This window comes from Runella aurantiaca (genome assembly GCF_003339505.1).
GTDB lineage: Bacteria > Bacteroidota > Bacteroidia > Cytophagales > Spirosomataceae > Runella > Runella aurantiaca.
In genome coordinates this window covers 52,432-79,408 of sequence record NZ_QPIW01000012.1, presented here as the reverse complement: position 1 = coordinate 79,408, position 26,977 = coordinate 52,432, and the positions used below count along the sequence as shown (strand labels likewise).

Below are 26,977 nucleotides of genomic sequence, written 5' to 3'. Positions count from 1 at the left end.
AATTTTTTTTGCGCCGTTTTTTTACGTTCTTCGTTTAACCTAATATTAACCCCACTTCATGAAACAACTCTGCGCCCTCATCACGTTTGTTTTCTTCACTGCAATCGCAACTTTTGCCCAAGAATATGATGTACTTATACGCGGCGGTAAAATTGTAGACGGTACCGGAAATGCTTGGTTTTACGGCGATGTAGCCATCAAAAATGGCAAGATTGCGCGCGTTGGCCAATGGCCGAATGCCACCGCCAAGAAAATATTGGATGCCAAAGGGCTGATTGTGAGTCCGGGGTTTATTGATGTACATACCCACATTGAAGAAGACGAATTCCGACTTCCTACGGCCGACAATTTCATTTATGATGGCGTCACCACCGTGGTAACGGGCAATTGCGGTTTGTCAAACGTAGACTTAGGGCTGTATTTTAAGCAACTAGACAGTGTCAAAACATCGGTCAACGTCGCGTCGTTGATTGGGCACAATGACGTCCGCAAAGCCGTGATGGGTACAGCCAATCGGTTTGCAACCACCGAAGAGCAACAGCGTATGGAAGCCATCGTCGAAAAAGCCATGAAAGACGGTGCCTATGGTCTGGCTACGGGGCTGATTTACGTACCTGGTACCTATTCCAATACCGAAGAAGTCGTGGGGTTGGCCAAAGTGGCGGCTCGCTACGGCGGCGTGTATGCCTCGCACATTCGTTATGAAGGCGATGAAGTCCTGACCGCCATCGAAGAGGCCGTCAATATCGGGCGGCAGGCCGCCATTCCTGTTCAGATTTCGCACTTCAAAGTAAGCGGACAAAACAACTGGGGGCGCTCCAAAGAGACCATTGCGGCTGTCGAAAACGCCCGCCGTGAAGGCATTGATGTAACCATTGATCAATACCCCTATACCGCCAGCAGCACTGGGCTAAATACATTATTGCCAAGTTGGGCGTTGGCGGGCGGATTGGATTCCATCAAAGCACGCGTCAATGACCCCGCTACGCGTCAGCGTATGGTGAAAGAAATGGTGGCAACGCTCAAACGTCGTAAGCAAAATCACTTTACCTACGCCGTAGTGGCTTATTATGACGCTGATACCACGCTCAACGGTAAAAATATTGAAGAGATAAATCTCCTGAAAGGGCGTAAACACAAAGCAACCGTAGAAGCCGAGACCATCATGGAAATGGCCGTCAAAGGTGGGGCTAGTATGGTATTTCACGGCATGGGCGATTGGGACGTCGAAAATATCATGCGGTATCCGCAAAATATGTTTGCCTCCGATGCCTCCATTCGGGTGTATAACTTTGGCGTGCCTCACCCGCGCGGCTACGGCACCAACGCCCGCGTGTTGGGTTACTACGTACGTCAAAAGAAAATCATCGCTTTGGAAGAAGCCATTCGCCGGATGACTTCGTTGCCCGCCCAAAAATTCAAGTTGGCAGAGCGCGGCCTGCTTCAATCTGGTCGCGTGGCCGATGTACTCATATTTGACGAAAACACCATCATCGACGTTTCTACCTACGACCGCCCCCATCAATATTCTCGCGGGATGAAGTACGTCCTCGTCAACGGGGAATTGGTCGTAGAAAATGAAAAACACACGGGACTGCGGGCGGGAAAGGTATTGCGGAAAGGGGAGTAAGTGTCTGCCCAATTTTCTTTATCAAACCTTGCGTTTTTCCATAATGGCGAGGTTTTAATTGCTTCTCACACAGGCTAGAGGTGCGAATCTGGCACGTATTCGGTATTTTGCTAGTAAGTCAGATAAATGCTGTATCTTGATACAATTACCATTAACTAAATTGGTGTAGGTAAGATATAAGAAAATTAGCAAATTCGTTTTATAATTATGGCTTCCCGTTATCGCTTATGAAAATTAGATTGGCTTTTATTGCTTTGTTTTACGCGGTAAGCATTGGATTGACGGCCCAAAACCGGATAGTCGACAGTCTGCGGCATTGGCTGGCTACACATCCCGTCCAAGATAGCGCGCGCGTTGTGACACTCCATCGGTTGGCTTATCGCCTTTCCGAAATTGACCAAACTACCGCGTGGCGTTACGCCAATGAAGCCAACCAGCTCGCCAAAAAACTCAATAACAACACCAATATCGGCCAAAGTTTTATCAATTACGCCATTTTGGAGTCTTTGGAAGGGAATTATGCCAAAGGGCAGGAATATTATCTTACGGCGTTGAAGCTTTTTGAACAGACGGGGTGGGAGCGAGGCAAAGCGATTTGCCTGAACAATATTGCCGAAAATTACAAGAGCATGAACCAACTTGATAAGGCGCTAGATTATACTTTTCGCGCCTTGGAGTTGAATAAAAAAAAGAATGAAATACGGGGAATGGCGGTCAATCACGAGCAAATCGGGGACTTATATCGTCGTATGGGCCGCTATGAAGAATCGTTGAAGTACTTAGAACAAGGCCTGAAATTGGCAGAGCAAGCCGACCAAAATTACCAGATATTACCGCAGGTTTTATTGGGTATTGCCCGAAATTACAACGACCGTCGGGAGTTTTCAACGGCACTTTGGTACATGGGGAAAGCCACGCGACAAAGTCAACAATACGGTGAAAAACTACTCCAAATTCAGTGTTATCAAGAATCAGCGAAGACGTTCCGGCTTCAACAGAAACTCGATAGCGCCAAAGTATACTTCCAAAAAGCCCTCGAAACGGCTACGGAGTTTGGGTCCATTGTAGAAATCGCGCATATCAACCGGGAAATGGCGGAGTTGGAGGAAATAAAAGGCGACTATAAAGAAGCGTTGGGCTATTTTCAGGCATACAAAACACTGAGCGATTCGATTGAACGTAAAAAGAATGTGGTTCGTGCCGAGCTGGTTGAATTGAAATATACCGCCTTCGAGAAAGACAAAGAAAACCATCGTCTTAAACAAATTAAGGTTTCGCAGGAAGCAGAATTGAGGAGCCAAACCTATTGGATTATTTCGTTGGCGTCAGTTATTGTAATGTTGATGGGGGTTTTGAGTTATGCATTTTATAGAAACCGGTTGAAACAAATTCGCGATGCCCAAAAAGCACAAGCCGAAACCATTCGTCAAATGCAGTTATCGGACCGAATTAGGAGTCAGATTGCGCGCGATTTGCACGATGATTTGGGCGCAACGCTGAGCGGAGTAGCGATGCTAAGCCAAGCGGCCAAACGCCAACTGAAGGACAAAGACGAACAGCTAAAAGAACTATTGGACTTGATAAGCATTAACTCGCAACGAACCGTGAGTACAATTCGGGATATTATCTGGACCACTCGCCCCATGAATGATAGCCTGGAGAGTATCACGACCAAGATGAAGATTTTTGCGTCAGAAATGCTTGAACCAAAGCACATTCACTACGATTTTTGTATTTCTGAAGAATTGAAAGGCTATAAACTGCCCTCCAATCAACAGTATAATTTTTACCTTATTTTTAAAGAAGCCATCAACAATGCCGCCAAATATGCGCAGGCACGGAATGTTTGGATAAAGATTTGTAGAAAAAACCAGCAACTTCATCTTGAGATTAAAGATGATGGAATAGGTTTTGACAAAGAAGCCGTGAAAGGCAGCGGCAACGGACTTTTTAACATGGAAAAACGGGTGGAAGAACTTGACGGTAGTATGACGGTGCAATCAGCACCCAATCAGGGCACAATCATCGAACTCACTTTGCCCCTTGCTACGCCTTTGGTTTTTACTGAAAGAGCGTTTGTTGAAGTGGGATAAGCCTCCCAAAAAGCAGTTGAGTGTATATCTTCCCCTAAATAACCATTGCCTTAGAGGGTTATTATTTGTTGCATTGGGGAGAAAACAGTAGGTTGCGCTTTAGAAATGTATAAAAAATACGCCATGACCTCGCTTTCGGCCGTTATTATTACCGTAAACCAAGAAAAGAAAATCGCTAAAACGATTGAAGCCCTTAAAGCTCTCACCAATGATATTGTAGTTGTGGATTCTGGCAGCACCGACCTTACCCGGAAAGTAGCCCGGGCAGCGGGAGCCAACGTGCTCGAACGACCTTGGACGGGGTATTCCGAGCAGAAAAATTTTGGTAATCAGTGGGCAAAATACGATTGGATTTTATCAGTTGACGATGACGAAGTAGTAAGCCCGGAGTTAATTGAAAGTATAAAACAGGCCTTCACTCCCGCCCCAGAGGCTGATGCCTATGATTTGCCTTTCAGAACGGTTTTTGCGGGGAAGTTGATTCGCTTTGGGGGTTGGAATCCAGAATCCCACGTCCGAATTTTTAATAAAAAAAAGATTCAGTGGAATACTGACGCGGTCCATGAAGGGTTGACGCTCAAACCAGAACATATTGTAAAAAAACTGACGGGGTACGTACACCATTATACCGTTGATACACCCGAACAATTTATCGATAAAACCGACCGATATAGTACACTTTTTGCCGAAAAAGGGCGAAAAATAGGTAAAAAAGCTTCTTTTATTAAAGTCTACCTCAGTCCAGCATTTCGGTTTTTGGTAGAATATATCTTCAAATTTGGCTTCTTAGATGGGTATTATGGTTGGTTTATTGCCAAAGAAAATGCCCGTTATACGTATTTAAAGTACAAAAAACTACGGTAGGGGCGGGGCTTGCTTACACCCATTCAAGGGAAAGTCATCGCTCGTCTCCGCCCATCCAAGGGAGGGCTCGCCTTGGCCTTGCGCGAAACAAAATGAGGGAGGTGTTGCAGAAGAATGTCAGGCTTCAATAAGGGTAATGAACTCCTTATACAACTTAAATTTCTCATCAGCTGAAATGACTGGTAAACTTTCAGCCATTGCCGTTGCAATGATAAGTCGGTCGAATGGGTCTTTATGAGTTTCTAATAAGGGAACAGAATGATATAAATTGATATGTCTGTTTTTAAGAGACAATATTTCAAAACCATCATTTTGAATTATTTCAATTAAGTCTTCTATGGGGGTTTCTAGTTCTGGTAATTTTCCGATTCTCTGCTTGATAGCAATTTCAAATAAGCTGATTTGGCTGACAAATATGGAGTTTTTCCGTCAGCAAGTAAGTCGTAAAGGGACGTTTTTAATTTATCGTCGAATAACTGAAACCAAATTATAATTTGAGTATCAACAAGATAGTCCATTACATATACTCTTTTAAGTCGTCAAGCGGTTCGTTAAAGTCATCTGGAATACTATAACGCTTTCCTTGGAGTTCACCTAGGCGTTTCAAACTGCCTGGTATTCTTTTTTTTGTTTTAGTAGGCTTTTCTTCGTTCAGAAACATGACCAAAACTTCCGATTTTTCAAGATTTGGTACAGGTTCCAGAAATGTCAGCACTCCATTCTCGTAAATTCCTTTGATTGCGGTGTACATAAGCTTGTCATTTTTACAAATCTAACATTTCAAAGTCTCAAAACATTCGAAAAGGAAAAACAAAACGTTGACAGCATAAAAAAAGCGTCAGACGGTTCCAAACCGTCCGACGCTTAGATAAGCTAGGAAATATGATGAATTTATGCCTTCACAACCCATCCAAAAGGGTCTTCTGTTTTTCCAGTACGGATATCGGTTAAAAAATCTTTAACGCGAGAAGCAAATGAACCTTCGGTTACGGCAGGAAGTTCGTAATCGGTTCCTTCAAAACCAATAACCCCAAAAGGTGACACAACTACGGCTGTACCTGCCCCAAACGCCGCTTCTAAACGACCCTCTTTTAAGGCATCAATCACTTCTTTGACCGAAACTTTACGCTCTTCAACGGGCATATTCCAGTGATGGGCAATGTCTACGATGCTGTTGCGCGTTATTCCGTTCAAAATGGTATCGGAAGTAGCTGGTGTGATGAGTTTACCGTCAATCACAAACATGACGTTCATCGTACCTGATTCTTCCACAAAGGCATGGTCACGGGCGTCGGTCCAGATGATTTGGTCGTAGCCTTGTTGTTGTGCCAAGCGTGCGGGATAGAGTGAGCCACCGTAATTACCAGCGCATTTGGCGGCACCAACGCCACCTTCGGCAGCGCGGATATAATGTTGTTCAACTTTTACGCGGGGAGGTTTTGAATAATACTTACCTACAGGCCCCGTAAAGATGATAAACTTATAAGTGTCGGAAGGTTTTACGCCGATGTATGCGTCGGTAGAAAACATATACGGACGGATATACAACGAGGAGTCGGGCGTGGTAGGAATCCAAGCCGCATCTGTACGGAGCAATTCAGTGAGGCCGCCCATGAAAATTTCTTCGGGGACTTCTGGCATACACATACGCGCGGCCGACTTGTTAAAACGCGCCCAGTTGTCTAGCGGACGGAACATCAGTGGCTCGCCTGCTTCGTTTTTGTAGGCTTTCATTCCTTCAAAAATCGCTTGTCCGTAATGGAGAGCGGCGGTGGCGGGGCTGAGGCTGAGGTTGGCATAGGGGACAATTTGAAGGTTGGTCCATTCGCCGTTGATATAGTCGGCGACAAACATGTGGTCTGAATAATGGCGACCAAATACCAAATTGTCGAAATCTACTTCATGGATACGCGAAGCTTCTACGCGTTTGATTTCCATGGCCAATGTGTCCGTTGTCATCGTGTTGGTGGTTTACTGTATGTAAGCAATTATTGTATCTGATTTCTAAGTATCAACTGTTCTGTATCAGCACTTAGTGTGTTGAAAGACCAAAATTAGTTGTCAATGCAAATATTTTTATTTTTCGGCGAAAAGACAAGAAAATATCAGTTTAGTTATCAAAAAAATGAATTGAACCCGTAGGGGCAGGCCTTGCGTCAGCCCTTTTGTAGCGTTGCGTCTGTCCCTATGATGATTTACGGCCAGCCCATTTTATTTCTTCTATTCCCAATTCCTGTGCCATTTTTCGCGAAAGCACAAATAAATAATCAGAAAGACGGTTTAAGTACCGAATCACCTCGGCTTCAACGGGTTCAGATTCATTGAGTGCAATGACCAAACGCTCGGCCCGCCGGCACACCGTCCGGGCCACGTGCCCAAACGAGACCGAAGGATGCCCCCCCGGCAGAATGAACGAACGCATGGGCTCAAGTACGGTGTTCATTTCGTCCATGGCAAGCTCCAAAGCGACGATGTCTTCTTCGTGGAGGTCAGGGATAAAGTGTTTTTTGTTGTCAGGCTCGGAGGCCAAAATGGAGCCAATCGTAAAGAGGCGGTCCTGAATGTATTTTAAAAAATCGCGGCGTACTTCATTCACTGGTTGGTCGCGGACTAAGCCGATGTAGGAATTGAGCTCATCTACCGTGCCGTAAGTATCGATTCGTAAATCTGCCTTACTGACGCGTGTCCCGCCCACGAGCGAAGTGGTGCCTTTGTCACCCGTTTTTGTATAAATTTTCATGTATTGTTGGTCTGGCTGGTCAATCATTCTTTGTTCGACTTGCCTGTTTTTAGTGTTCCAACAAACTAATGGGTAAAACGGTTTAATTCTGCTTAAAACATGTAAATTGAAGATTGAAATAAAGAGGCTTACCCCAATCCAAAATACAATGATAGAAACTGCTTTTCAAATTGCAAATGCCCTCGTGTTGCCCCAATGGCTTCTGATGATTGTTGCGCCGCGTTGGCGCTTTACAGAGTGGCTGGTGCGCTCGTACCTGATTCCCGTTTTGCTGGCGTGCTTATATGCGTATTTTATTTTCAGCGGTGGGCCGTTGAATTTCAATGACTTCAGTACGTTTGAGGGGGTCAAAAGTTTATTTTCTAAAGGCGGAGACGGCGCGGTGTTGGCTGGGTGGATTCACTATTTAGCGTTTGATTTGGTAGCAGGAAGTTTTGTGTTGAAAGATTCCCAAGAGAAAAATATCCCGCAAGGGTGGATTGTACTACCGCTTTTTTTCTGCTTTATGTTGGGGCCGATTGGGTTGTTGGCGTATTGGCTTATTCGGACATTCTACCTACGAAAAATAGCCTAAGTGTCCCTAATAATGTATCTTCTCTTGATTCTTTTTGAAGTCTTTTTAGTAGATAGTGCGCTTTTATTAAAAAATCCCTCGCGCCCTTCGCTAAATAAATATTAGATTTTGATGATTTTGGTCTTCCTATGGTAAATCAACAATAGCATTCAGTAATCCGAAATTATACACATGGAAAATGAACTCCGCAGCCAGGACTGGTTTGGCAAAGAAGGTAAAGACGGTTTTATTTACCGCAGTTGGATGAAAAACCAAGGCCATGCGCCGCACCAATTTAAGGGGAAACCCGTGATTGGTATTTGTAATACGTGGTCGGAAGTAACACCTTGCAACGGCCACTTTCGTGACTTGGCCCAGAGTGTTAAAAACGGTATTTACGAAGCGGGTGGTTTTCCCTTGGAATTTCCAGTGATGTCTTTGGGGGAAACCCTTATTCGTCCTACGGCCATGCTATATCGCAATCTGGCGAGTATGTCGGTCGAGGAAAGTATTCGTGCCAATCCTTTCGATGGGATTGTCTTATTGACGGGTTGCGACAAAACTACCCCTTCGCTCATCATGGGTGCAGCGAGTGTCGATTTACCCACGATTGTATTGCCCGGCGGGCCGATGTTGGCGGGTCGTTTTCAAGGCAAAGCCATCGGTTCGGGCACAGACGTGTGGCGTTTTGCCGATGACCTCAAAACGGGCAAAATGACCCCCGAAGAATTTGAAGAAGCGGAGAGTTGTATGAGTCGCAGTATTGGTCACTGCTCTACGATGGGTACGGCCTCTACCATGGCGACCATGGCAGAAGCTTTGGGGCTTACGCTGCCGGGGCTGTCGGCGATTCCTGCCGCTGATTCTCGCAAGAAAATGAATGCCCACATGACGGGAATGCGTATTGTAGAAATGGTCAAAGAAAACCTGACACTTTCAAAAATATTGACCCGAGAAGCCTTCGAAAACGCTATTATGCTCAATGCGGGCGTGGGAGGTTCTACCAATTTTGTGTTGCACTTGCTGGCTATCGCGGGTCGGGTTGGTGTAGACTTGACGTTGGACGACTTTGACCGGGTAGGTTCACGGATGCCGTTTTTATTGAATGTGATGCCTTCTGGTAAATACCTCATGGAAGATTATTTCTACGCGGGCGGATTGCAGGTGGTCATCAATGAAATGAAGGAGCATTTACACAAAAACGTAATAACCGTAAATGGTAAATCATTGATTGATAATTCATTAAATGCCAAAAACTGGAACCCTGACGTGATTGCATCGGGAGAATCGCCGATTTTGGAAGAAGGAGGAATTGCAGTTATTAAAGGCAATTTGTGCGAAAATGGTGCTGTTATTAAACCTTCGGCGGCTTCGGCGCATTTGATGAAGCACAAAGGCCGTGCTGTGGTGTTTGAGTCAATTGAAGATTATCATGCTCGTATCGAAGACCCCGCGCTGGACATTGACGAGACCTGCGTAATGGTCCTTAAAAATGTAGGGCCAAAAGGCTATCCGGGAATGCCTGAAGTTGGTAACATGGCGTTGCCTAAAAAACTGTTGGAAAAAGGAGTGACGGACATGGTGCGTATTTCTGATGCCCGTATGAGCGGAACGGCCTACGGAACGGTTTTGTTACACGCTTCTCCCGAGAGTGCCATCGGCGGTAATCTGGGATTGGTGGAAAACGGCGACATCATCGAAGTTGACATTCACGAACGCTATATTCACTGGCACGTTTCAGACGATGAAATCGCGCGTCGTCGGGCGGCTTGGACGCCGATTGATTTGGGCTACAACCGAGGCCACAACAAACTTTACATTGAGCACGTGACCCAATCGCACGAGGGTTGTGATTTTGACTTTTTGATTGGCAAATCAGGGCACAAAGTGAGTAGAGAGTCACACTAAAAAAAGAGGCTCAGAAAATAGTCATAGGTTAGGCGTCTGACAGTTTTAAACTGTCGGACGCTTTTTTGTTCCCTGCCCAAGCCCGTTCCTTATCCAGTGGGTGTAGTTCGGGCCGCAGCGGGTAAAAAAAGTTTGCAATATATTGATTTTCAATAGGCTTTGTTGAAAAATGTGTTCGTATTGCACCACCATGACATGCAACGCCAGCAGAGTTAAGTGAGTGCCTTTTTGTTGGTAGAAATCTTTTAATTCTCTCTGAAAAATTTTTAGACAAGTTGTATCTTTCTGATGGGCCTTCCTGTATTCGTCAAATAGAACTAACTCCTGCCGCTATATAGTACCGTCAAGGTAGCATGGTGAGTAGATTTGAAGGATAGAAAGGTTTGATTCTAAGCAGTTTAGTAAGTAGCAACCTTAAATCAAAACAGTATTATGTTTAACTACCGCAGTACGCTTTTGTCCGTCATTTTGGGGGCAGTAGAGTGTGTTACCTTCGGTCAGGAAGCACCGTCAGCCAAATTGAAAGATTTTCGTCTGAATTTCCTGCAACGTACCGAACTGTCAGAGGATGTCCAACAAGTCAAATTAAAAGATTATCGCCCAGTCTCAATTTACAAAACGCCCCAATCGAAAATTCAGAAAGCCAAATATCCAGCTGTAGACCTTCACACACACGATAATCCCAAAACCGATGCTGATGTGGATAGGTGGGTGCAGCTCATGGATGAAGTAGGCATTGATAAGTCAGTCATTTTATCGTACAGTACGGGAACCGCTTTTGATGCCATGGTGCATAAATACGCCCGTTATCCCAATCGTTTTGAGGTATGGTGTGGGTTTGACTATACTGGAATGGACCAGCCCGATTGGTCGCAGCGGGCGGTGGCAGAATTGGTACGCTGCTACCAATCGGGTGCGCGCGGGGTGGGGGAGTTGGGCGACAAAGGTTTGGGTGAATTGTACTCTAAACCAACTCCGGGACGTGGTATGCACATCAATGACCCCCGTATGAAACCTCTATTGATGAAGTGTGGGGAACTGGGAATGCCCATCAGTATTCACGTAGCGGAGGATGCCTGGATGTACTTGCCGTCAGACTCTACCAATGACGGTTTGATGAACGCTGCCAAATGGCGGGTGGATATGACCAAAGAGGGTATTTTGAACCATGACCAGTTGATTACAACGCTTGAAGAGGCTGTACGCGACAATCCCCGCACGAGTTTTATCGCTTGTCACTTGGCTAACTGCAACGCTGACTTGAGTCAATTGGCGAGGCTACTGGATGCGTATCCCAATTTGTACGCTGATATATCAGCCCGGTTTGCCGAATTTGCCCCGATTCCACGCTTCGCCAAGGCATTCATGGAAAAATACAGCAATCGGTTGGTCTATGGTACCGACATGGGTTTCTCACGCGACATGTATCTTACCACGTTCAGAATCCTTGAGTCGGCAGATGAGCACTTTTACGAACACAATCGGTTTGGGTACCATTGGCCTTTGTATGGGTTGTCGTTAAGTCCCAGAACGCTAAAAAAAATATACCAAACCAACGCTCGAAAAATATTAAGGAGATAGTAATTATACTGACACAACCCAAGCCATAATTCCTTCTTTCAATGCATAGGTCGAAGAGCGAATCTGTTGAATATGCAAACTCCGTAAAACATGGTCAATCAGCACCACACCCGGTACAATCATATCTACCCGTAACTCTATCATGCCAGGAATGGTCATGCGCTCATCGTGGCTCTGGGTGGTAAGGAGATGGTAAGCGCGGTAGAATTCTTCCGTTGCAATCTCAAAACCTGTTTGTGATGGATTCGGCAAATGGCCAAGTCGGTGCATAAAATCCATGTCAATCAACGTATCGAATGAGCCAGAAGAGCCGACCAGCACTTGGGGGGCGTATTGGTGGGCGGCATTGACCAGCGGTAAAAGCTGTTCCTGAAAATAATCATTCATTCGCCGAATTGCCGACGGCGATATGGGGTCAGTAAGCACAAATTGCTCCAGCAACCGCTGCCCGCCTATTTCAAAACTTTGTTTCCAAAAGATGCGCGAAGCATTGCAAATGATAAACTCAACGCTGCCTCCGCCGATGTCCATGATGACAGATATTCTCTCTCCTAACGCAATTCCTTGTCGGACGCCGTGGTAGATTAATTCCGCTTCACGGTCGCCCGAAATGATGTCAATCGTGATTTCTGTTTCTTTTTTGACCGTTGCGCAAAATTCTTTCGCATTTTTTGCGTTTCGAATCGCACTGGTGCCAATGGCCTTGGTGTTGGAAAGCTCAACGCCAAATTCATCTATTCTTTGACGAAACTGACTTAGTACATTCAATGCGCGTTGGGTAGCTTCTTCGGTGATAATGCCCTGATTAATACCTGCTTTGCCTATCTTGGCGGGGATTTGAGCCTTAAAGAGGGGGATAATCCCGTCAGGGTTTTGTTCAATAATCAACAAATGGAAAGTATTGGTTCCAAGGTCAATAATGGCGTATTTCATGGGTTGGGAAGGGATATTCTCTCGGAGAATGTAAATAACTGAAACAAAAACACAAATAAAGTTGATTTTTTAGAAGCAGACTTTTATTTTTGCAATCCGTTTCAAAATAGATATAAACATAAACACATATGCTCGTCGTACAAATCAAAGAAAACGAATCAATTGACAAGGCACTCAAACGTTTCAAAAAGAAATTTGAAAAGACCGGAGTTTTGAAAGAATTGCGTTCACGCTCTGCTTTCGAAAAGAAATCAGTGAAACGCCGTCAGCAAGTGATTCATGCCTCTTACGTGCAGAAAATGCGCGAGGGCGATGAACTATAAGCGATTATAAAGTCATTTCATATATATCAAGGCACTGCGATTCGTCGCAGTGCCTTTTTCGGCTTCTATATGTCAGCTTTTCTGAAGGGTTTTACATCTATTTTCTCCCATACCTTGCCAGTTACGTAGGGGTCGTTTTGAAGCCAATGGTTGAGCCCTGTTTCATCTTCAAAGTCAACCACCATCATTGACCCAATCATCTTTCCATCAGGGTCTAATAAGGCTCCGCCTAAGACAAAATTTCCAGTAGATTTCAACTGTTTTGCGCCATCAAAGTGATTGGGCCTGACGGCCATGCGGCGTTCAAGGGCTTGTTCATCGGTAAAATCGTAGGCATGAATTACGTAAAGCATACATCAAAAGGGGTTTATTTGTGAAGGTTTATTTGTGGTCAGAATAGAATTGAAAAAGGGTTAGAAATCAGGGAAAACCCATCTATTTCTAACCCTTTACGGTATGATAATGAAATGCTTATTTTGCTTCGGTTTCGCTGGTCGCTTCTTCCTCTTTCTCTTCTTTGACCTGATCGTTGCTGTTTTCAGTGTTCATGTAGGCTTGATATACCGTCTCTCTTTCGAAAGGACGCTTGCCAATCAAACGCTCCAAGTCACTCTGGAACAGAATTTCTTTTTCCAACAATTCTTTGGCAATCACCTCCAGTGCTTCGCGGTGCTCCGAGAGCAAGGCGTGACAACGGTCGTAGGCCTGCGCAATAATTTTCCGCATTTCTTCGTCAATCATGCGCGCGGTTTCTTCCGAATAAGGCTTGTTGAAAGAGTACTCAGACTGCTTGGAATCGTAGTAAGACATGTTCCCGATTTTGTCGTTCAGACCGTATACGGTTACCATGCTGTGTGCCAATTTGGTTACGCGTTCCAAGTCGCTGAGGGCGCCCGTAGACACTTTGCCAAACACTACATCTTCGGCCGCGCGGCCTCCCAACGTCATACACATTTCGTCCATGAGTTGTTCGGTACGGTACAGATACTGCTCACGCGGCAAGTATTGCGCATATCCTAAAGCCGCTACACCACGCGGAACAATCGTTACTTTAACCAATGGGTCGGCGTGCTCCAAGAACCAGCCTGCTACCGCGTGGCCTGCTTCGTGGTAGGCTACGATTTTCTTTTCGTCGGGCGAGATAAGTTTGTTCTTTTTCTCCAAACCACCGATTACTCGGTCCATTGCGTCCTGAAAATCCTGCATGGTCACTTCTTCACGGTCACGACGGGCCGCGATTAGGGCTGCTTCGTTACAGACGTTGGCGATTTCAGCTCCTGCAAAACCGGGCGTTTGAGCGGCCAATTTTTTAGGGTCTACATCTGGCGAAAGTTTGATAGGCTTCAAGTGAACTTTGAAAATAGCCTCACGACCTACAATGTCGGGTTTATCAACCGAAATCTGGCGGTCAAAACGACCAGGACGCAACAACGCTGGGTCAAGTACATCTGGACGGTTGGTGGCCGCCATGATGATAATTCCTGAATCGGTCGCAAAACCGTCCATTTCTACCAACAGAGAGTTCAAGGTATTTTCGCGCTCATCATTGGCCCCGGGCATCGCACCCCGACCACGTGAACGGCCCACGGCGTCAATCTCATCAATAAAGATGATACAGGGCGCTTTTTCTTTGGCTTGCTTAAACAAATCACGCACACGAGCGGCACCCACACCGACAAACATTTCCACAAAATCAGAACCTGAAAGGGAGAAGAAAGGGACACCGGCTTCACCCGCTACCGCTTTTGCGATGAGGGTTTTACCCGTACCGGGAGGGCCTACCAACAAAGCACCTTTCGGGATTTTTGCCCCAAGTTTGGTGAATTTGCCTGGACTTTTTAGGTAATCAACAATCTCTTTGATTTCCTCTTTGGCTTCTTCCAGACCAGCAACGTCATTAAAGGTTATTTTAACTTTGTTTTCGGCGTCAAAAAGAGTGGCACGTGACCGACCGATGTTGAATATCTGACCACCGGGACCACCGCCGCCTGTCATGCGGCCAAGCAAAAAATACATGGCCAAAATCATGATAATCAGGAAGCCCCAAGTGCTGAGGAAGCCTGTCCAGTCGCTGCGGCGATCAAAATCATAGTCGATTGAATCGCTATCAGGTTTTAGTTTTTGGAAGTCATCCAAAAATTTATCGGCCGAGGTAACTTCAAACTGAAATTGGGGACCTCCATTGCCAAAATAAGGCTTGTCAGCAAACAAAGCGCGGTACTTGGGGTCTTCCATCGCTTTGGGCGTAAGCGTTACTTCTACAAATTCGCTATTGACAATGACGATATTTTGCACTTCGTGTGCTTGAACCATCTTCTCAAATTTCTTTTGGGTAATCGGCCTTACCGCAGTATTTTTACTGAAGAAGGTAATCCCCAAAATTGCTAACACCAATGCCGCAATAATCCACCCCTGATACCCGGAACGGCGCGGATTGCGGTTATTGGAGTTGAGCGGATTTCCATTGTTTTCGGACATAATAATTGAAACGTTAACGGTTAATGGTTAATAATTAATCGTTGAGCCGGTCAAAAACCAATGAAAAAGGGTTGATGCTGCGGGGACGAAAAACAATTAACAAATGGATTATTGTAAACAGGTATGGTTGATTGCACGTGCAAGAGTTGAGTTTTTCACGTACAATGAGAAAACACTATTTTTATCTCTAATGTTCAATTAGGCAAATTCCTCCTCGACGTGGGTAACTTTGGCATCACCCCAGAGTTGTTCCAATCCGTAGAATTCACGACGTTCTTTCTTGAAAACATGGACCACAACATCCACATAATCAATCAATATCCATTCTTTTGCTTCACGCCCTTCACGCTGCCAAGGCAATGAGTTCGTGATTTTTTGTACTTCATCTTCGACGGAATCGGCGATGGCGTCTACTTGGGTATCGGAGTTACCGGTACAAATAACAAAGAAGTCTGTAATGGAGTTTTTTATTTCGCGCAGGTCCATCACTACGATGTCTACTGCTTTCTTTTCCTGCATTCCCTTCACAACCAGCTGGCACAGTTCTTCTGAAGATATAATGTTTGATTTGCGTTGTTTCATGCGTAAGTTTTAAATTGCATCAATTCAATTCTAAAATTAAAAAATTTTGTACAAAAGTAAGCCCAAAACCCTGTTTATTGGAAAAAAAATCCTTTATCTGCCATCTTGTCAGTCGACTAACGACGAAGCGGCTGATTTGTTGCGCCAAGGCCAAGGCTTGGAAGGGACCGTTGTCATAACCGATTACCAGACGGCAGGGCGCGGCCAACGCGGCAATCAGTGGCTCGCTAAGCCAGGCGAAAATTTTACGCTATCCGTGATTTTACGCCCCCATTTTTTGATGGCAAATGAACAGTTTCGGTTAAACATTGCGGTGTCGTTGGGAGTTTTTGATTTTTTACTTCCTTACATGGGGCCTCCCCTAAAAATAAAATGGCCCAACGACATCTACGTAAACAATCAAAAACTAGGCGGAATCTTGATTGAAAATACATTACAGGGAAATCGTCTGGAAAGTTCAGTCGTAGGAATTGGCCTGAATATCAATCAGCTTGATTTTGAAGAAGGCCGCGCCACATCGCTGCGGTTGATGCTCGGAAAGGAGTTTTCGTTGGAATCACTTCTCCCAGATTTGATGGCTTCCATTGAAAAAAACTATCTTTTATTGCGTAATCGAAAGTATGACCTCCTGAAAACACGTTATTTGCAGCATCTTTTTCGTTATCAGGAGCCGCACTTATTTCAACGGGCTGGTGAAGAGATAGAAGGGGTGATTGTGGGAGTAGCCGAAACGGGGCATTTGGCGGTTCAAATCAATAATAAACTTGAATATTTTGATTTTAAGGAAATCAGTTATGTATTTTAATCAAATGGGGTTTGCCATTGACAACGGAAAACGGAAAATGGAAAATGGGAACAGGGGAGCAGGGAAGGGTAAGGAAATGGGCAAAGGCCTCATTGGGTCTTTGACTCTTTGCCTTTTGCCGCTATACTTTTTGCTGAGTTCCTGTAGTTCGTCCACGCCCGATTATGTTCCTAAGCCCAAAGGCTACCCGCGCATGGATTTGCCCCCCCAAACCTACCAAACCCTGAAGGAAGATCATCCTTACACGTTTGAATACTCCAAAAGCGCAGTGATTTTGCCCGATACCTTCCGCATGGCGGAGCCGCACTGGATTTTTGTGGCGTATCCTTCCTTAAATGCGAGTATTCAGTTGACGTACAAGTCGGTACAAAACAATCCGCAGCGCTTGTCGGGATTTATCAATGATGCATATCGACTAGCGGGAAAACATCAGGTAAGGGCTACTGGGATTCGGGAACAGGTAATCAAAACAAAATCGGGTCAAACGGCGGTGGTGTTTGATTTGGCGGGGGATGTGCCGAGTTATACCCAGTTTTTTACGACAGATTCTTCCAAGCATTACCTGCGGGGGGCGCTATATTTTACCGTTGCCGACAAGCAAGATTCCCTAAAGCCCGCCATTGATTTTCTCAGAAAAGATGTCATGCACCTGCTTAATACCCTGAAATGGAAAAAATAAGGGTTGCCGTTGGGCAACCCGAAGTGGAGTAAAACTGGTGGTTTGTTGATAAACTGTATTCAACAAAACGTCCCCATCTGATTTCTAAAATACTTTGGTCAAGACGCTATAGCCCATGAGTTTGTCTTTGCGATACGTTTCGGAGCGTATATCCCACAACACATTTGGGGCGCGAAAACTGACCACTTGAAAATCAAAAGATATATTCATGATGGTTTTGGTACTTACGGTCATGTCGGAAGTCACCTTATAGGCATTGAATGTACCCGCAGGGACGGTGATATTTTCCTGAGCCACGACTTTCCGATTCTTCATCGACATGGAGTAGTTAAGCATCATTCCTCCGCCCATTTCGCCTTGCCCTTTCAGTTCGGCATCTTTCAGGGTGGCACCAACCGTGTAATTATCGCTGTACGTCAGGTCGGTAGAAGTAAAGGTCATTTTGGCATCTTTCAACATGGGGTTTTCTTGGCCCGCCATCATTGCCGTCATATCTACCATCAATTCATTGCCTTTGCAAGCACACTTATAATTGTTGGTCGCTTGAAGTTTGTCTTTTGCATCGAAGTTTTGCATTTCCATAGACATAAGTGTGGCGCCGTTATCGGTGCTTACGGTTTTGACGGTATACACTATTTTTCCAGTGGGTTTGTCTTTGGCGCTATAAGAAACCATTTCGTAGCCCATTCCCGCTTTCATGTTTACGCCCATGCACGTTTGGGCCTGAATGCGCGTACTGATTACCGTTGCGATTAAGATGAGACTGAGCAATGCGTATTTTTTCATTTGAAAATTGGGGAAAAGATGAATAATGACCCAAATTTAAAAAACTATCCATATCATACTAACCATTCCGACCAACGTAATGATTTTACATAAACTGCTCAACGCTCCGAACTCCCGTTTGGTATCGGCATAAACCAAGCGATATACCAACCAACTGATTAACAATGCCAAGCCCACAAACATCCATCCCAGACGCGGATTATTGAGCCAATGTGCCGCCGCAAAAAGACTAGGAATGAATAAACCAATGAGAAGATAGAGGAAGAGTTTGGTGCGCGGAATCCCCCAAATAATGGGCAACGTGCGGCAGCCGTGCGATACATCACCCCGTACATCTTCCATGTCTTTGATGATTTCGCGAATCATCGTAATTCCAAAGGCAAAAAGGGCGTACAGAAGGACTAGATTACGATTTTGAGGATAGTAAACGGCCAAAATTAAAAGCGAAAGGGCGGTCAATAAAGAAACGATAAGATTGCCGATAAAAGGGCGTTTCTTAAAATACGAGGCGTAAAACCAAAGCAGTGTTACGGATAAGACACTGATTAAAAAAATCCATTTCCCCACCCATAACCCCAATAAACAGCCCACAAAACTCAGTACCTGATGGGCACCCATGGCCACGCGACGCTTGAGGTAGCGGCCGATAATCACCCGGTCGGGTTTATTGATGAGGTCTATTTTTATGTCAAAATAGTCGTTTATGATATAGCCCGCCGCTGCAATAAGTACGGTAGAAAGACTAATAAAAAAAATAGTAGACTCGCCCAAAATCGACCGCCAATCTTGGGTTGGGCCAACCAGAAAAATCCGCGCCATGTACTGAGTTACTGCGATAATCAGGAGGTTGGGCCAGCGGATAAGCCGCAGAAAACCAAGCACTACGTCTTTTATGGTTAGTCGTTTTTTCAATGAAAAATTGAGTATGGAGGATGATGGATTTGGGTTTCAACTCTGTACGAAACACCAAAAAAATTTGAAGCGTTTCGCGAGTTCACAAAATCTTTACATGCACTAAGGAGAAAAAGTTGGATTTTTTTTGTTGTAATTCTAAATCAGTCCATCTAACGCTCCGTTTACGAATGAAAATAGGAATAGTTTGTTATCCCACCTTTGGGGGTAGTGGTGTAGTAGCCACCGAGTTAGGCAAAGCCCTGGCTGCGGTTGGCCATGAAATCCACTTTATCACATATTCGCAACCTACCCGCCTCGATTTTTTTGGCGAAAATATCTTTTACCACGAAGTTCATATCCCCAATTATCCGCTTTTTCAATACGCTCCTTATGAATCTGCGCTTTCGAGCGCCATGGTTAATGTAGTAAACGATGAAAAACTGGATGTGTTGCACGTGCATTACGCTATTCCGCACGCATCGTCGGCGTATTTGGCAAAACAGATATTGAAATCACAAGGAATTCATATTCCGTTTATCACAACCCTGCACGGAACCGACATTACGTTGGTGGGTCGCGATGCCGCTTTTGGGCCGGTAATTACGTTCAGTATCAATGCTTCCGACGGCGTAACGGCAGTGTCGGAGTTTCTCAAAAACGCAACCAACGATTCCTTTCCGATTACCAAAGAAATTGAAGTTATTCCCAACTTTATTGATTTAGATCGGTTTAAAAAGCAGAAAAAAGACCACTTCAAGCTGGCAATTTGTCCTAATAACGAAAAATTGCTCGTTCACACTTCTAACTTCCGTAAGGTAAAACGCATCGAAGACATTGTGTTGATGTTTGATAAACTGCGTCACATTGTTCCTTCCAAGTTGTTGCTCGTCGGCGATGGCCCCGAGCGAAGCCGAATCGAATACATGTGTAAAGAGTTGAAATTGATGCACGATGTTCGTTTTCTGGGCAACTTAGACGCCATCGAGGAGGTGTTGTCGGTGGCTGATTTGTTTGTGATGCCTTCCGAAACCGAAAGTTTTGGTTTGGCCGCGCTCGAAGCCATGGCCTGTGAAGTGCCACTGATTACGTCAAATGCAGGCGGTTTGCCCGAACTTAATATTCAGGGCGTGACTGGGTTTATGAGTAATGTGGGCGACATCGAAGACATGGTCAAAAACGCCGCGTATATTTTACAGGAAGAAAATCTCCCCCGTTTTAAAGAAAATGCGTTGGCAAGGGCCAAAGAATTTGATTTGGCCAATATCTTGCCGCAATACGAAGCCTATTACGAACGCATCGTGGCCGAAAGTCGGGAGGCCTTGGAAAAAGAGTTAAAGGTCGTAGGCTAAGGAGAATTTCTTAACTTTCGGCCATCAACATTCTTGACCTAACCAAAAAATGAAAAAAAATATCCTGCTGATTGCGCTGTTTGCATCTTCGTTGACGGCCTGTACGCGTTATTTTATTGCAAAACCCGCACAACTGCGCCCCATCGCGGTCAGTGATACCGCTTCAGCCCCCTCGGGAGCGCTTTCGCAACAGATTGCTGCGTATTTACAGCCTTACCGCGACAGTTTGGAAACAAACATGAATACAGTATTGGTAAAATCGCCGCGTCGACTTTCCAAAGGAGTACCCGAATCTGAATTAGGGAATTTAATGGCGGATATTTTGCGCGAAATGGGACAGGAACGCTTGGGTAAACCTGTAGACTTGGCCATTACCAACAACGGAGGAATCAGAACTGATTTTCCCGCGGGAAATATTACTCTCGGCAATGTGTACGAAGTTATGCCGTTTGATAATGAATTGGTGGCCATTACGCTCACTGGCGAAACCATGCAGAAGGTGATTGAGTATTTGGCGCAACGCAAAGAACCCCAATCGGGCGTGAAATTGGTCATCGACAAAGCGACCAATAAACCGCTGGAGGCAACAATCGGCGGCAAACCGCTGGATTTAAAACAAACCTACACGCTCATCACGAGCGACTACATGGCCGTGAGTAGCGACATGGCGGCTATCGTTAAAAACAATCAGGGTTTTCAGATTCTTCGTTACCTGATGCGGGATGCCATCGCTGATTATTTACGACGGAAAGGGCAACAAAATCAAGAGCTTAACCCAACAAAAGACGGACGGACCACCGTAAAATAATATCAAGAAATGGAAAGAAGATTATTCCTTAGAAACATAGCAGGTATCGGTGGTGCGGTAGCATTGGGACAATGGCCTTTTGAAACCTGGGCGGGCACCAACGCGGAGTCATTGAAAATCACCATTTTGCACACCAACGACCAGCACAGCCGTTTGGAACCTTTTCCTAAAACAGACCGCTTGGCTGGACGTGGTGGGGTGGTCAACCGGGCGCGTATTTTAAGCAAAATCAGGTCAGAAGAGGCCAACGTGCTACTTTTTGACGCGGGAGATATTTTTCAGGGAACGCCTTATTTCAATTTCTACAAAGGCCGTCCCGAGATTGAATTGATGAGTCAAATGGGCTACGACGCGGTTACGATGGGAAACCATGATTTTGACGGTGGTCTGGAGTTGTACGTAAAGCAAATCAAAGAATACGCTAAATTCCCCGTTTTGGTGGCCAACTACGATTTTAAAGGGACGGTCATGGAGGGCTTGGCGCAACCCTACAAAATATTTACGGTAAAGGGCGTTAAAATTGGCGTTTTTGGCTTGGGAATTGACCCCAAAGGGCTCATTCCTGAAAAACTGTTTGGCGGGACCAAATACCTCGACCCTATCAAAACAGCGAATGAAACTGCCACGTTTTTGCGCCAAGAGAAAAAATGTAGTTTGGTGGTGTGCCTTTCGCATTTGGGCTATAAAATGAGTGACGGCGAGATGTCAGATTTGGTGATGGCACCGCAAACAAAAGACATTGATTTAATCATCGGTGGGCATACACACACGTTTCTGAATGAACCTACCGCCTTGAAAAATCTGGTCGGCAAGCCCGTGCTAGTGAATCAGGCAGGTTGGGGGGGCGCGAGTTTGGGACGGCTTGATTTTACCTTCGACCGCGTGTCAAAGCAGGTCTTTTTTACCAGTCATAGTGTATCAATCCAATAAACTGTGATTGTTAAATTGCCTTCAAAAGTCCCATTTTTGATTTAATGTATATCCCAAAATCGCTATTTTAAGCTATTTTGATTTGATAGATATTTGTTTTGCGTCAAAATTGTATTTTGCGAAAAAACAACTTTTTAGGTTCGTCTCAAAATTATTCGGGATAGATTTTATCCCCAATAATTTTACCAAAACGAATCACTACTAACTTATTCTCATGAATTCAACTCATCAACTTAAGGTTTCTTCTGAAGTTGGCACGCTGCGCAAACTCCTCATTCACAGTCCTGACCGTGGGTTAGGAAAAGTGGTTCCTTCCAAAGCCCAAGATTGGCTTTTTGAAGACATCGTCCACCTCGATACGATGCGGCGTGAGGAGTACGATTATTACGTCAAGATTTTGTTGTATTTCCTTGACCCTGAAAAAGTAAAAGGGAAGTTGAAAGAAATAGATGCCGATACCTCGCGGTCGTTTTATAAGCCCGGAAATCCTCAGTATTTTAATTCGGATAAGGTGGTCGATATTCAGAAACTTTTGACCGAAATTCTTGAAAACGAAACCATCAAAACCAAATTGATTGCGTCGATTTGTGCGGTTGAGCGTTGTTCGTTCAAAATACAACATAAACTCAAAGAATACGACGCGTCGGAATTGGCTAAAATCCTGATTTCAGGGTCATTGCCCGATAAGTCCATGATTTTTGCGCCCGTTCCCAATTTCATTTTCACGCGTGATATAGGAATCGTCATCAACGATTATGTTTTGTTGAACAAACCAGCCAAAACGGCCCGCACGCGGGAGTCGCTTCTGACGCAGTACATCTTTTTCTACCATTCGATGTTTGAGGTGTATCGTGACAATATCATCGAAATCCCCGACAACGAGCACCATTTTCTGTTGACCGACGATGAGCTAAAAAGTGATTATCTGCGCTCAACCCTCGAAGGCGGCGATGTGATGATGGTAGCACCCCGACATTTATTGATTGGTTGTAGTGAGCGTACCACGCTTTATGCGGCCCAGCAGGTAATGAAAGCGCTGTTTGAACGAAATGTGGTGGATACCATCACCATCGTCAAAATTCCTAAAAAGCGGGATTATATGCACATTGATACGGTATTTACGCAGGTAAAACGCAATATGTGGGTGTTGTTGGGAGCGATTGCGCGGCAAGGTGACGAAGCAAAAAAACGGGATGTGCTGCACTTTTTTGCGCCTAAAGAAGACCCAGACCGCCTGCAAATTATGCAGTTTAATAAAGGTTGGGAAAACAAACCGACCGAAATCGAAAATTTGGAAGATTTGTTGACCGACATCAGCAAAAATGACTTGGGGTGTGCAGAACCAGTGCAATTTATTTATTCGGGAAACAACGAATTTCCTTTTGGCGCACGTGAACAATGGACTGATTCCTGCAATTTACTGGCGCTCAAAGACGGCGTTGTGATAGGCTATGACCGCAACGACAAAACACTGGAGGCGTTTCGGACGGCAGGGTTCAGGACCGTTCGGGCCAAAGATTTATTGGATGAATTTGAAGCGGGAATTTCCTCGCCTGATACCCTCACAGATACGTTTATCATGTTGCCTTCGGCAGAGCTTTCGCGGGCGCGTGGAGGCTCACATTGCATGAGTTTACCGATTTTACGGGATGATTTTTAGTCAATTTCTTATTTTGATTCATCAGTTTTATGGCTAATTTTAGGATAAAATTAAGAAAGCTATGACAACCACATTAGTTCAAACTGAAGTATTGCCTACTGACCTTCAAACCGTCGAAGAGTTTGAAAATTGGCAGCGCCAACACGTGTCGGAAGGGAGTTTTGAATTTTTAGATGGCAGAATCATTCAAAAGGAATCTATGAAGCAAGACGAAGCTTTTATCGCAAACTTTTTGTTACGCACTTTCATGCAAACTACAGCATTTCAAAAAGGGGATATGCTGTTGCCAGAGTTAGACTCTTACGTAAGCGAAACCCGAAAGCGAGTGCCTGATTTGACTTATTTTACTGCCGAAGAAATCCAGCAAATGCGCCAAAAAGTGCGGGTAAAATCTAAGTTTGCCATTGAGATACTGTCTGATTCTGAATCTTTTGAAGATGTGATTGACAAAGTACAGGATTATTTTGACGCAGGGGGGCTGTTGGTGTGGTACATTGTTCCTAAGCAACAAAAAATTTACGTTTATGCGAGCCCTGATGAATCAAAGGCTTATAAAGGTAATGAGGTAATTTCAGCAGCGCCCGTAATCGCTGATTTTCAGTTTGAGGTATCCCAAATGTTTTCCTAAAATCAGAAAAAGAAGTTGATATGTCGCACAAAATGCAACCCCAAGCCACATCGCACATTCTGATGATTCGACCGGTGCGATTCGCTTTTAATGAACAAACCGCCGAAAGTAACGCATTTCAGAGCGTTGAGATTGCCGCTAAGACCAAAGAAGCTGCCCAACAGGAAGCCTTGGAAGAGTTTGAACACATGGTGTCGCAGCTTACAGCGGCGGGCGTAGAGGTAACCGTCTATGAAGATACGCCTGAGCCTTTTACACCCGATTCGATTTTTCCTAACAACTGGATTTCTTTTCACCAAAGTGGTAAGGTAGTACTGTATCCGATGCAAGCCCCTAACCGTCGGTTGGAGCGACGGATGGATATCATCGAAGACCTCAGGAAGCGCTATCAGGTGGAAGAAATCATTGATTTGTCGTCGTTTGAGCAGCAGGGAAAATACCTCGAAGGCACGGGGAGCATGGTGCTAGACCGTCGTTATAAAATTGCGTATGCCTGCCTTTCACCCCGCACACACGAGGAAGTGCTGGATGCTTTTGCCAACGAAACAGGCTATAAAATTGTGAAGTTCAACGCGGTGGATGCGGGTGGAAAACCCGTATACCACACCAACGTGGTGATGTGCGTCGGCGATTCGTTTGCGGTGGTATGTTTGCAGTCGATTCAAGACCCCGACGAGCGGCTCATGGTTCGTGAAGAACTCGAAAAAACGGGCAAACAAGTGATTGAAATCACCTTAGAACAGATGAATAGTTTTGCGGGTAATATGCTGTTGGTCAATAACAAACGCGGAGAAAAACTGTTGGTGATGTCGACGCAGGCGTTTGAATCTCTTTCTGCCAAGCAACGCGACGAAATCGACGATTACGCCGTGCTTTTGCACTTCGATTTGTCGGTCATTGAAGGAAACGGCGGCGGCTCAGCCCGCTGCATGATGGCCGAGGTACACTTACCTGAAAAATAAATTTTATACTTGCCAAGTTTTTGGACAGGGCCGCCTAGACAGGGTCGCCCAGACTTGGCAAGTATCGTTTTTTTATCCCACAAAACGACGGGTAATATTTTTCGCTTTTTCGCGGGTTTCTTCGATGAGTGGGTGTAGGGGTTGCGAAACCATTTCCAATACATCTTCAATTGTATCTTTAAAAAGCAGACTTACTGGTAATTCGTATTTTTCTTCATCGCTGATTTTCAACACGGCTGTGGGTTTTACTGTACCCGAGGCAGAAAGTTGGCTGAAGGTACGGCGGGCTTCAATATAAGCCTCCGTAGTAGCCTCAAATTCAACCGATTGAAAAGTCAACTCCGAAAGTTTTTGTTCAATTTTGGCATCTAAAGCCGTCAGCAATTGCCGTAAATGCACCGTGTCTTTGCCTGTACGAATACGCTCGCGCAATGATTGCCGAATCAGGTACGTGATAGCATGCGTAACGTCCAATCCGATTTCGGCCATTTGTTTGAAAATCAAAGAAGTAGGCGACATGCCGGGCAGCGTATTGGGGTCGTGAAGCAGCACACGCCCGTCGGGAGTGAGGAAGCCATCAATGCGAGCTACGGCGTTCATGCCCAATTTCTCAAATACCAATGCAATGTTGTATTGAATTTTTTGGTTGTTTTCCAGTACCGTTCTTACTGGAATAAACTTACGGGTAACGTTGAGTTTATATTTGGTCTTGAAATCAAACGTCTGATTTTCGTCCATTTTGGCAATTTCGGTAGGAGGCAAGGCAATGACGGTGCCGTCGTCGTCCTGAATGACCCCGCACGAAAACTCCTGCCCCGTCATAAATTCTTCCAACAACACTTGGTCTTCGGCATTAACGGATAGCAGCGATACGTGGGAAGAAAAGAGGGAAGAATCCAGTTTTTCAATTAAGTCGATTGGGTGGTAAATGGTTTCGCCCGTTTCCTGAATCACTACGGGATAACCGATGCTTTCGTCGAGGTTGCCGATGCGCTGCGCAAAAGCGTGTTTTTCGGTCTCTGACCAACTTTTCCAATCGTCGGACTTTATTTCCAACGAGAAAAAACATTGATTCATGGCGGCTGCAAAGGCCGTAGCGCTGTCTTCTTTCACAATCGCTACCCCAATCGAAGAGCCTTGGTGCGGCGCTTTTACCACGATGGGCAATCCTACGGCGGCTTTGGCCGCCTCAAAAATGGTGTTTATATCACCGCCGTTCCACTCTTCCCAGCGGACTACTTTCATTTTTTTCTGCTGACCATTGGCGCGGGCGATTTGCTCATTTTGCAAGATTTTATCAATACTTACCGCCGAGCCGAGCAGCCCCGGACCCATATACGGCATTTTGTGCCACTCCATTAGGCCCTGAATGGCGCCGTCTTCGCAGTCGGGGCCGTGGAGGATAATGAAAGCAAAATCGAAATATTTTTTGAAATCTTGCGGTTGAATTGGCGTGCCGATGCCGTGCATCAATGCCTCCAGTTCAGCCTGCGAAAGTTGTTGCTGTAACGACTCAATGTATACTTCAAAACCGCCTTCTCTGAATGCAGGCCCTGGATAAAAAGCGCGGATGCCAGCATGATAAAGGGTAGACTCGTCGGTCAGGATAAAATTGCCGAGGCTGTCTACAAATACCAATACGGGCGTAAACAACGCCTTGTCCATGTTTTCATAGGCCGTTTTACCGCCTGCATAAGAAATTTCGCGCTCACGCGCGGGGCCGCCAAAAAAGATTCCGATACGCACGATGTAAACTAATTAGAGTAGTAGTGAATGGAAAATGAGACAATG

At 45.1% G+C, this 26,977-nt stretch carries 26 protein-coding genes; 15 read left to right on the top strand and 11 right to left on the bottom strand.

The features are described from left to right. Positions 1-58: 58 nt before the first annotated feature. The 3 genes from DVG78_RS15685 to DVG78_RS15675 all read left to right on the top strand — a co-directional run bounded on the left by DVG78_RS15685 (position 59) and on the right by DVG78_RS15675 (position 4,587). Positions 59-1,630: an N-acyl-D-amino-acid deacylase family protein gene (locus DVG78_RS15685; protein ID WP_114462009.1), complete on the top strand. Its 1,572-nt coding sequence runs from the start codon at positions 59-61 to the stop codon at positions 1,628-1,630. A 227-nt stretch (positions 1,631-1,857) separates the two neighbouring features. Beyond that, entirely contained in the window at positions 1,858-3,723 is a 1,866-nt protein-coding gene (locus DVG78_RS15680) for an ATP-binding protein (protein WP_114462008.1), read from the top strand. A 105-nt stretch (positions 3,724-3,828) separates the two neighbouring features. Next, positions 3,829-4,587 (top strand): glycosyltransferase family 2 protein, encoded by a 759-nt coding sequence (locus DVG78_RS15675; RefSeq protein ID WP_229598241.1) that lies wholly within the window; start codon positions 3,829-3,831, stop codon positions 4,585-4,587. 117 nt (positions 4,588-4,704) lie between these two features. On the opposite strand, the gene DVG78_RS30645 is transcribed toward DVG78_RS15675, so the two are convergent. From DVG78_RS30645 to DVG78_RS15655, 4 genes are all read right to left on the bottom strand, one after another. Then, positions 4,705-5,004: a type II toxin-antitoxin system VapC family toxin gene (locus DVG78_RS30645; RefSeq protein ID WP_114462006.1), complete on the bottom strand. Its 300-nt coding sequence runs from the start codon at positions 5,002-5,004 to the stop codon at positions 4,705-4,707. 100 nt (positions 5,005-5,104) lie between these two features. After that, complete coding sequence (locus tag DVG78_RS15665; RefSeq protein ID WP_114462005.1) at positions 5,105-5,338, bottom strand: DUF2281 domain-containing protein; 234 nt, start codon at positions 5,336-5,338, stop codon at positions 5,105-5,107. A gap of 140 nt (positions 5,339-5,478) precedes the next feature. After that, the gene (locus DVG78_RS15660; protein WP_114462004.1) at positions 5,479-6,546 is read right to left on the bottom strand and encodes a branched-chain amino acid aminotransferase; all 1,068 of its coding nucleotides are present in this window, start codon (positions 6,544-6,546) and stop codon (positions 5,479-5,481) included. 226 nt (positions 6,547-6,772) lie between these two features. Then, positions 6,773-7,327: a cob(I)yrinic acid a,c-diamide adenosyltransferase gene (locus DVG78_RS15655; RefSeq protein WP_114462085.1), complete on the bottom strand. Its 555-nt coding sequence runs from the start codon at positions 7,325-7,327 to the stop codon at positions 6,773-6,775. A gap of 148 nt (positions 7,328-7,475) precedes the next feature. Between DVG78_RS15655 and DVG78_RS15650 the strand changes: the two genes are divergently transcribed. The 3 genes from DVG78_RS15650 (at position 7,476) to DVG78_RS15640 (ending at position 11,369) form a co-directional block, all read left to right on the top strand. Further along, positions 7,476-7,901, top strand: coding sequence for an ABA4-like family protein (locus tag DVG78_RS15650; protein ID WP_199563262.1), 426 nt, complete (start codon positions 7,476-7,478; stop codon positions 7,899-7,901). A 171-nt stretch (positions 7,902-8,072) separates the two neighbouring features. Further along, positions 8,073-9,788: an IlvD/Edd family dehydratase gene (locus DVG78_RS15645; protein WP_114462003.1), complete on the top strand. Its 1,716-nt coding sequence runs from the start codon at positions 8,073-8,075 to the stop codon at positions 9,786-9,788. Positions 9,789-10,220: 432 nt separating this feature from the next. Beyond that, positions 10,221-11,369, top strand: coding sequence for an amidohydrolase family protein (locus DVG78_RS15640; RefSeq protein WP_114462002.1), 1,149 nt, complete (start codon positions 10,221-10,223; stop codon positions 11,367-11,369). A 3-nt stretch (positions 11,370-11,372) separates the two neighbouring features. Here DVG78_RS15640 and DVG78_RS15635 read toward each other — a convergent pair whose 3' ends face one another. Then, positions 11,373-12,302, bottom strand: a complete 930-nt coding sequence (locus tag DVG78_RS15635; protein WP_114462001.1) for a Ppx/GppA phosphatase family protein — start codon at positions 12,300-12,302, stop codon at positions 11,373-11,375. A gap of 128 nt (positions 12,303-12,430) precedes the next feature. Between DVG78_RS15635 and rpsU the strand changes: the two genes are divergently transcribed. After that, on the top strand, positions 12,431-12,625 hold the full coding sequence (rpsU, locus tag DVG78_RS15630) for a 30S ribosomal protein S21 (protein ID WP_114066818.1): 195 nt from the start codon (positions 12,431-12,433) through the stop codon (positions 12,623-12,625). A 65-nt stretch (positions 12,626-12,690) separates the two neighbouring features. Here rpsU and DVG78_RS15625 read toward each other — a convergent pair whose 3' ends face one another. The 3 genes from DVG78_RS15625 to rsfS form a co-directional block, all read right to left on the bottom strand. Next, positions 12,691-12,978 (bottom strand): YciI family protein, encoded by a 288-nt coding sequence (locus DVG78_RS15625; protein ID WP_114462000.1) that lies wholly within the window; start codon positions 12,976-12,978, stop codon positions 12,691-12,693. A gap of 118 nt (positions 12,979-13,096) precedes the next feature. Then, complete coding sequence (ftsH, locus tag DVG78_RS15620; RefSeq protein ID WP_114461999.1) at positions 13,097-15,103, bottom strand: ATP-dependent zinc metalloprotease FtsH; 2,007 nt, start codon at positions 15,101-15,103, stop codon at positions 13,097-13,099. Between the two features lie 198 nt (positions 15,104-15,301). Beyond that, a complete protein-coding gene (gene rsfS, locus DVG78_RS15615) occupies positions 15,302-15,685 on the bottom strand; it encodes a ribosome silencing factor (protein ID WP_114066815.1) in 384 nt (127 codons plus the stop codon). 46 nt (positions 15,686-15,731) lie between these two features. Here rsfS and DVG78_RS15610 point away from each other — a divergent pair, with 46 nt between their 5' ends. Continuing rightward, entirely contained in the window at positions 15,732-16,490 is a 759-nt protein-coding gene (locus DVG78_RS15610) for a biotin--[acetyl-CoA-carboxylase] ligase (protein ID WP_114461998.1), read from the top strand. 76 nt (positions 16,491-16,566) lie between these two features. Beyond that, entirely contained in the window at positions 16,567-17,169 is a 603-nt protein-coding gene (gene gldD, locus DVG78_RS15605) for a gliding motility lipoprotein GldD (RefSeq protein WP_445508807.1), read from the top strand. Between the two features lie 84 nt (positions 17,170-17,253). Here gldD and DVG78_RS15600 read toward each other — a convergent pair whose 3' ends face one another. Then, complete coding sequence (locus DVG78_RS15600) at positions 17,254-17,955, bottom strand: TapB family protein (protein ID WP_114461996.1); 702 nt, start codon at positions 17,953-17,955, stop codon at positions 17,254-17,256. A gap of 36 nt (positions 17,956-17,991) precedes the next feature. Further along, positions 17,992-18,867, bottom strand: coding sequence for a geranylgeranylglycerol-phosphate geranylgeranyltransferase (locus DVG78_RS15595; protein WP_229598240.1), 876 nt, complete (start codon positions 18,865-18,867; stop codon positions 17,992-17,994). Positions 18,868-19,037: 170 nt separating this feature from the next. Here DVG78_RS15595 and bshA point away from each other — a divergent pair, with 170 nt between their 5' ends. The 6 genes from bshA to ctlX all read left to right on the top strand — a co-directional run bounded on the left by bshA (position 19,038) and on the right by ctlX (position 25,186). Then, positions 19,038-20,198 carry an N-acetyl-alpha-D-glucosaminyl L-malate synthase BshA gene (gene bshA, locus DVG78_RS15590; protein ID WP_114461994.1) on the top strand — a complete coding sequence of 387 codons (1,161 nt, stop codon included), beginning with the start codon at positions 19,038-19,040 and terminating at the stop codon, positions 20,196-20,198. A gap of 49 nt (positions 20,199-20,247) precedes the next feature. Next, positions 20,248-21,006 carry a 5'-nucleotidase C-terminal domain-containing protein gene (locus DVG78_RS15585; RefSeq protein ID WP_114461993.1) on the top strand — a complete coding sequence of 253 codons (759 nt, stop codon included), beginning with the start codon at positions 20,248-20,250 and terminating at the stop codon, positions 21,004-21,006. A 9-nt stretch (positions 21,007-21,015) separates the two neighbouring features. Next, a complete protein-coding gene (locus DVG78_RS15580) occupies positions 21,016-21,936 on the top strand; it encodes a bifunctional metallophosphatase/5'-nucleotidase (RefSeq protein ID WP_114461992.1) in 921 nt (306 codons plus the stop codon). Between the two features lie 214 nt (positions 21,937-22,150). Then, the gene (locus DVG78_RS15575) at positions 22,151-23,596 is read left to right on the top strand and encodes an arginine deiminase family protein (protein ID WP_114461991.1); all 1,446 of its coding nucleotides are present in this window, start codon (positions 22,151-22,153) and stop codon (positions 23,594-23,596) included. A 61-nt stretch (positions 23,597-23,657) separates the two neighbouring features. Next, entirely contained in the window at positions 23,658-24,224 is a 567-nt protein-coding gene (locus DVG78_RS15570) for a Uma2 family endonuclease (protein WP_114461990.1), read from the top strand. Positions 24,225-24,244: 20 nt separating this feature from the next. Then, positions 24,245-25,186: a citrulline utilization hydrolase CtlX gene (gene ctlX, locus DVG78_RS15565; RefSeq protein WP_114461989.1), complete on the top strand. Its 942-nt coding sequence runs from the start codon at positions 24,245-24,247 to the stop codon at positions 25,184-25,186. A 72-nt stretch (positions 25,187-25,258) separates the two neighbouring features. On the opposite strand, the gene DVG78_RS15560 is transcribed toward ctlX, so the two are convergent. Then, positions 25,259-26,932, bottom strand: a complete 1,674-nt coding sequence (locus DVG78_RS15560; protein ID WP_114461988.1) for a D-alanine--D-alanine ligase family protein — start codon at positions 26,930-26,932, stop codon at positions 25,259-25,261. Positions 26,933-26,977 lie beyond the last annotated feature (45 nt).

What these genes read in the sequence shown, in the direction of transcription:
- bshA (WP_114461994.1), top strand. Translation starts at nt 19,038, where the DNA reads ATGAAAATAGGAATAGTTTGTTATCCCACCTTTGGGGGTAGTGGTGTA.
- rpsU (WP_114066818.1), top strand. Translation starts at nt 12,431, where the DNA reads ATGCTCGTCGTACAAATCAAAGAAAACGAATCAATTGACAAGGCACTC.
- DVG78_RS15625 (WP_114462000.1), bottom strand. Translation starts at nt 12,978, where the DNA reads ATGCTTTACGTAATTCATGCCTACGATTTTACCGATGAACAAGCCCTT.
- DVG78_RS15665 (WP_114462005.1), bottom strand. Translation starts at nt 5,338, where the DNA reads ATGTACACCGCAATCAAAGGAATTTACGAGAATGGAGTGCTGACATTT.
- DVG78_RS15675 (WP_229598241.1), top strand. Translation starts at nt 3,829, where the DNA reads ATGTATAAAAAATACGCCATGACCTCGCTTTCGGCCGTTATTATTACC.
- DVG78_RS15575 (WP_114461991.1), top strand. Translation starts at nt 22,151, where the DNA reads ATGAATTCAACTCATCAACTTAAGGTTTCTTCTGAAGTTGGCACGCTG.
- ctlX (WP_114461989.1), top strand. Translation starts at nt 24,245, where the DNA reads ATGTCGCACAAAATGCAACCCCAAGCCACATCGCACATTCTGATGATT.
- DVG78_RS15685 (WP_114462009.1), top strand. Translation starts at nt 59, where the DNA reads ATGAAACAACTCTGCGCCCTCATCACGTTTGTTTTCTTCACTGCAATC.
- DVG78_RS15655 (WP_114462085.1), bottom strand. Translation starts at nt 7,327, where the DNA reads ATGAAAATTTATACAAAAACGGGTGACAAAGGCACCACTTCGCTCGTG.
- rsfS (WP_114066815.1), bottom strand. Translation starts at nt 15,685, where the DNA reads ATGAAACAACGCAAATCAAACATTATATCTTCAGAAGAACTGTGCCAG.
- DVG78_RS15645 (WP_114462003.1), top strand. Translation starts at nt 8,073, where the DNA reads ATGGAAAATGAACTCCGCAGCCAGGACTGGTTTGGCAAAGAAGGTAAA.
- DVG78_RS15570 (WP_114461990.1), top strand. Translation starts at nt 23,658, where the DNA reads ATGACAACCACATTAGTTCAAACTGAAGTATTGCCTACTGACCTTCAA.
- DVG78_RS15680 (WP_114462008.1), top strand. Translation starts at nt 1,858, where the DNA reads ATGAAAATTAGATTGGCTTTTATTGCTTTGTTTTACGCGGTAAGCATT.
- DVG78_RS15580 (WP_114461992.1), top strand. Translation starts at nt 21,016, where the DNA reads ATGGAAAGAAGATTATTCCTTAGAAACATAGCAGGTATCGGTGGTGCG.
- DVG78_RS15660 (WP_114462004.1), bottom strand. Translation starts at nt 6,546, where the DNA reads ATGACAACGGACACATTGGCCATGGAAATCAAACGCGTAGAAGCTTCG.
- DVG78_RS15585 (WP_114461993.1), top strand. Translation starts at nt 20,248, where the DNA reads ATGAAAAAAAATATCCTGCTGATTGCGCTGTTTGCATCTTCGTTGACG.
- gldD (WP_445508807.1), top strand. Translation starts at nt 16,567, where the DNA reads ATGGGCAAAGGCCTCATTGGGTCTTTGACTCTTTGCCTTTTGCCGCTA.
- DVG78_RS15650 (WP_199563262.1), top strand. Translation starts at nt 7,476, where the DNA reads ATGATAGAAACTGCTTTTCAAATTGCAAATGCCCTCGTGTTGCCCCAA.
- DVG78_RS15600 (WP_114461996.1), bottom strand. Translation starts at nt 17,955, where the DNA reads ATGAAAAAATACGCATTGCTCAGTCTCATCTTAATCGCAACGGTAATC.
- DVG78_RS15640 (WP_114462002.1), top strand. Translation starts at nt 10,221, where the DNA reads ATGTTTAACTACCGCAGTACGCTTTTGTCCGTCATTTTGGGGGCAGTA.
- ftsH (WP_114461999.1), bottom strand. Translation starts at nt 15,103, where the DNA reads ATGTCCGAAAACAATGGAAATCCGCTCAACTCCAATAACCGCAATCCG.
- DVG78_RS15635 (WP_114462001.1), bottom strand. Translation starts at nt 12,302, where the DNA reads ATGAAATACGCCATTATTGACCTTGGAACCAATACTTTCCATTTGTTG.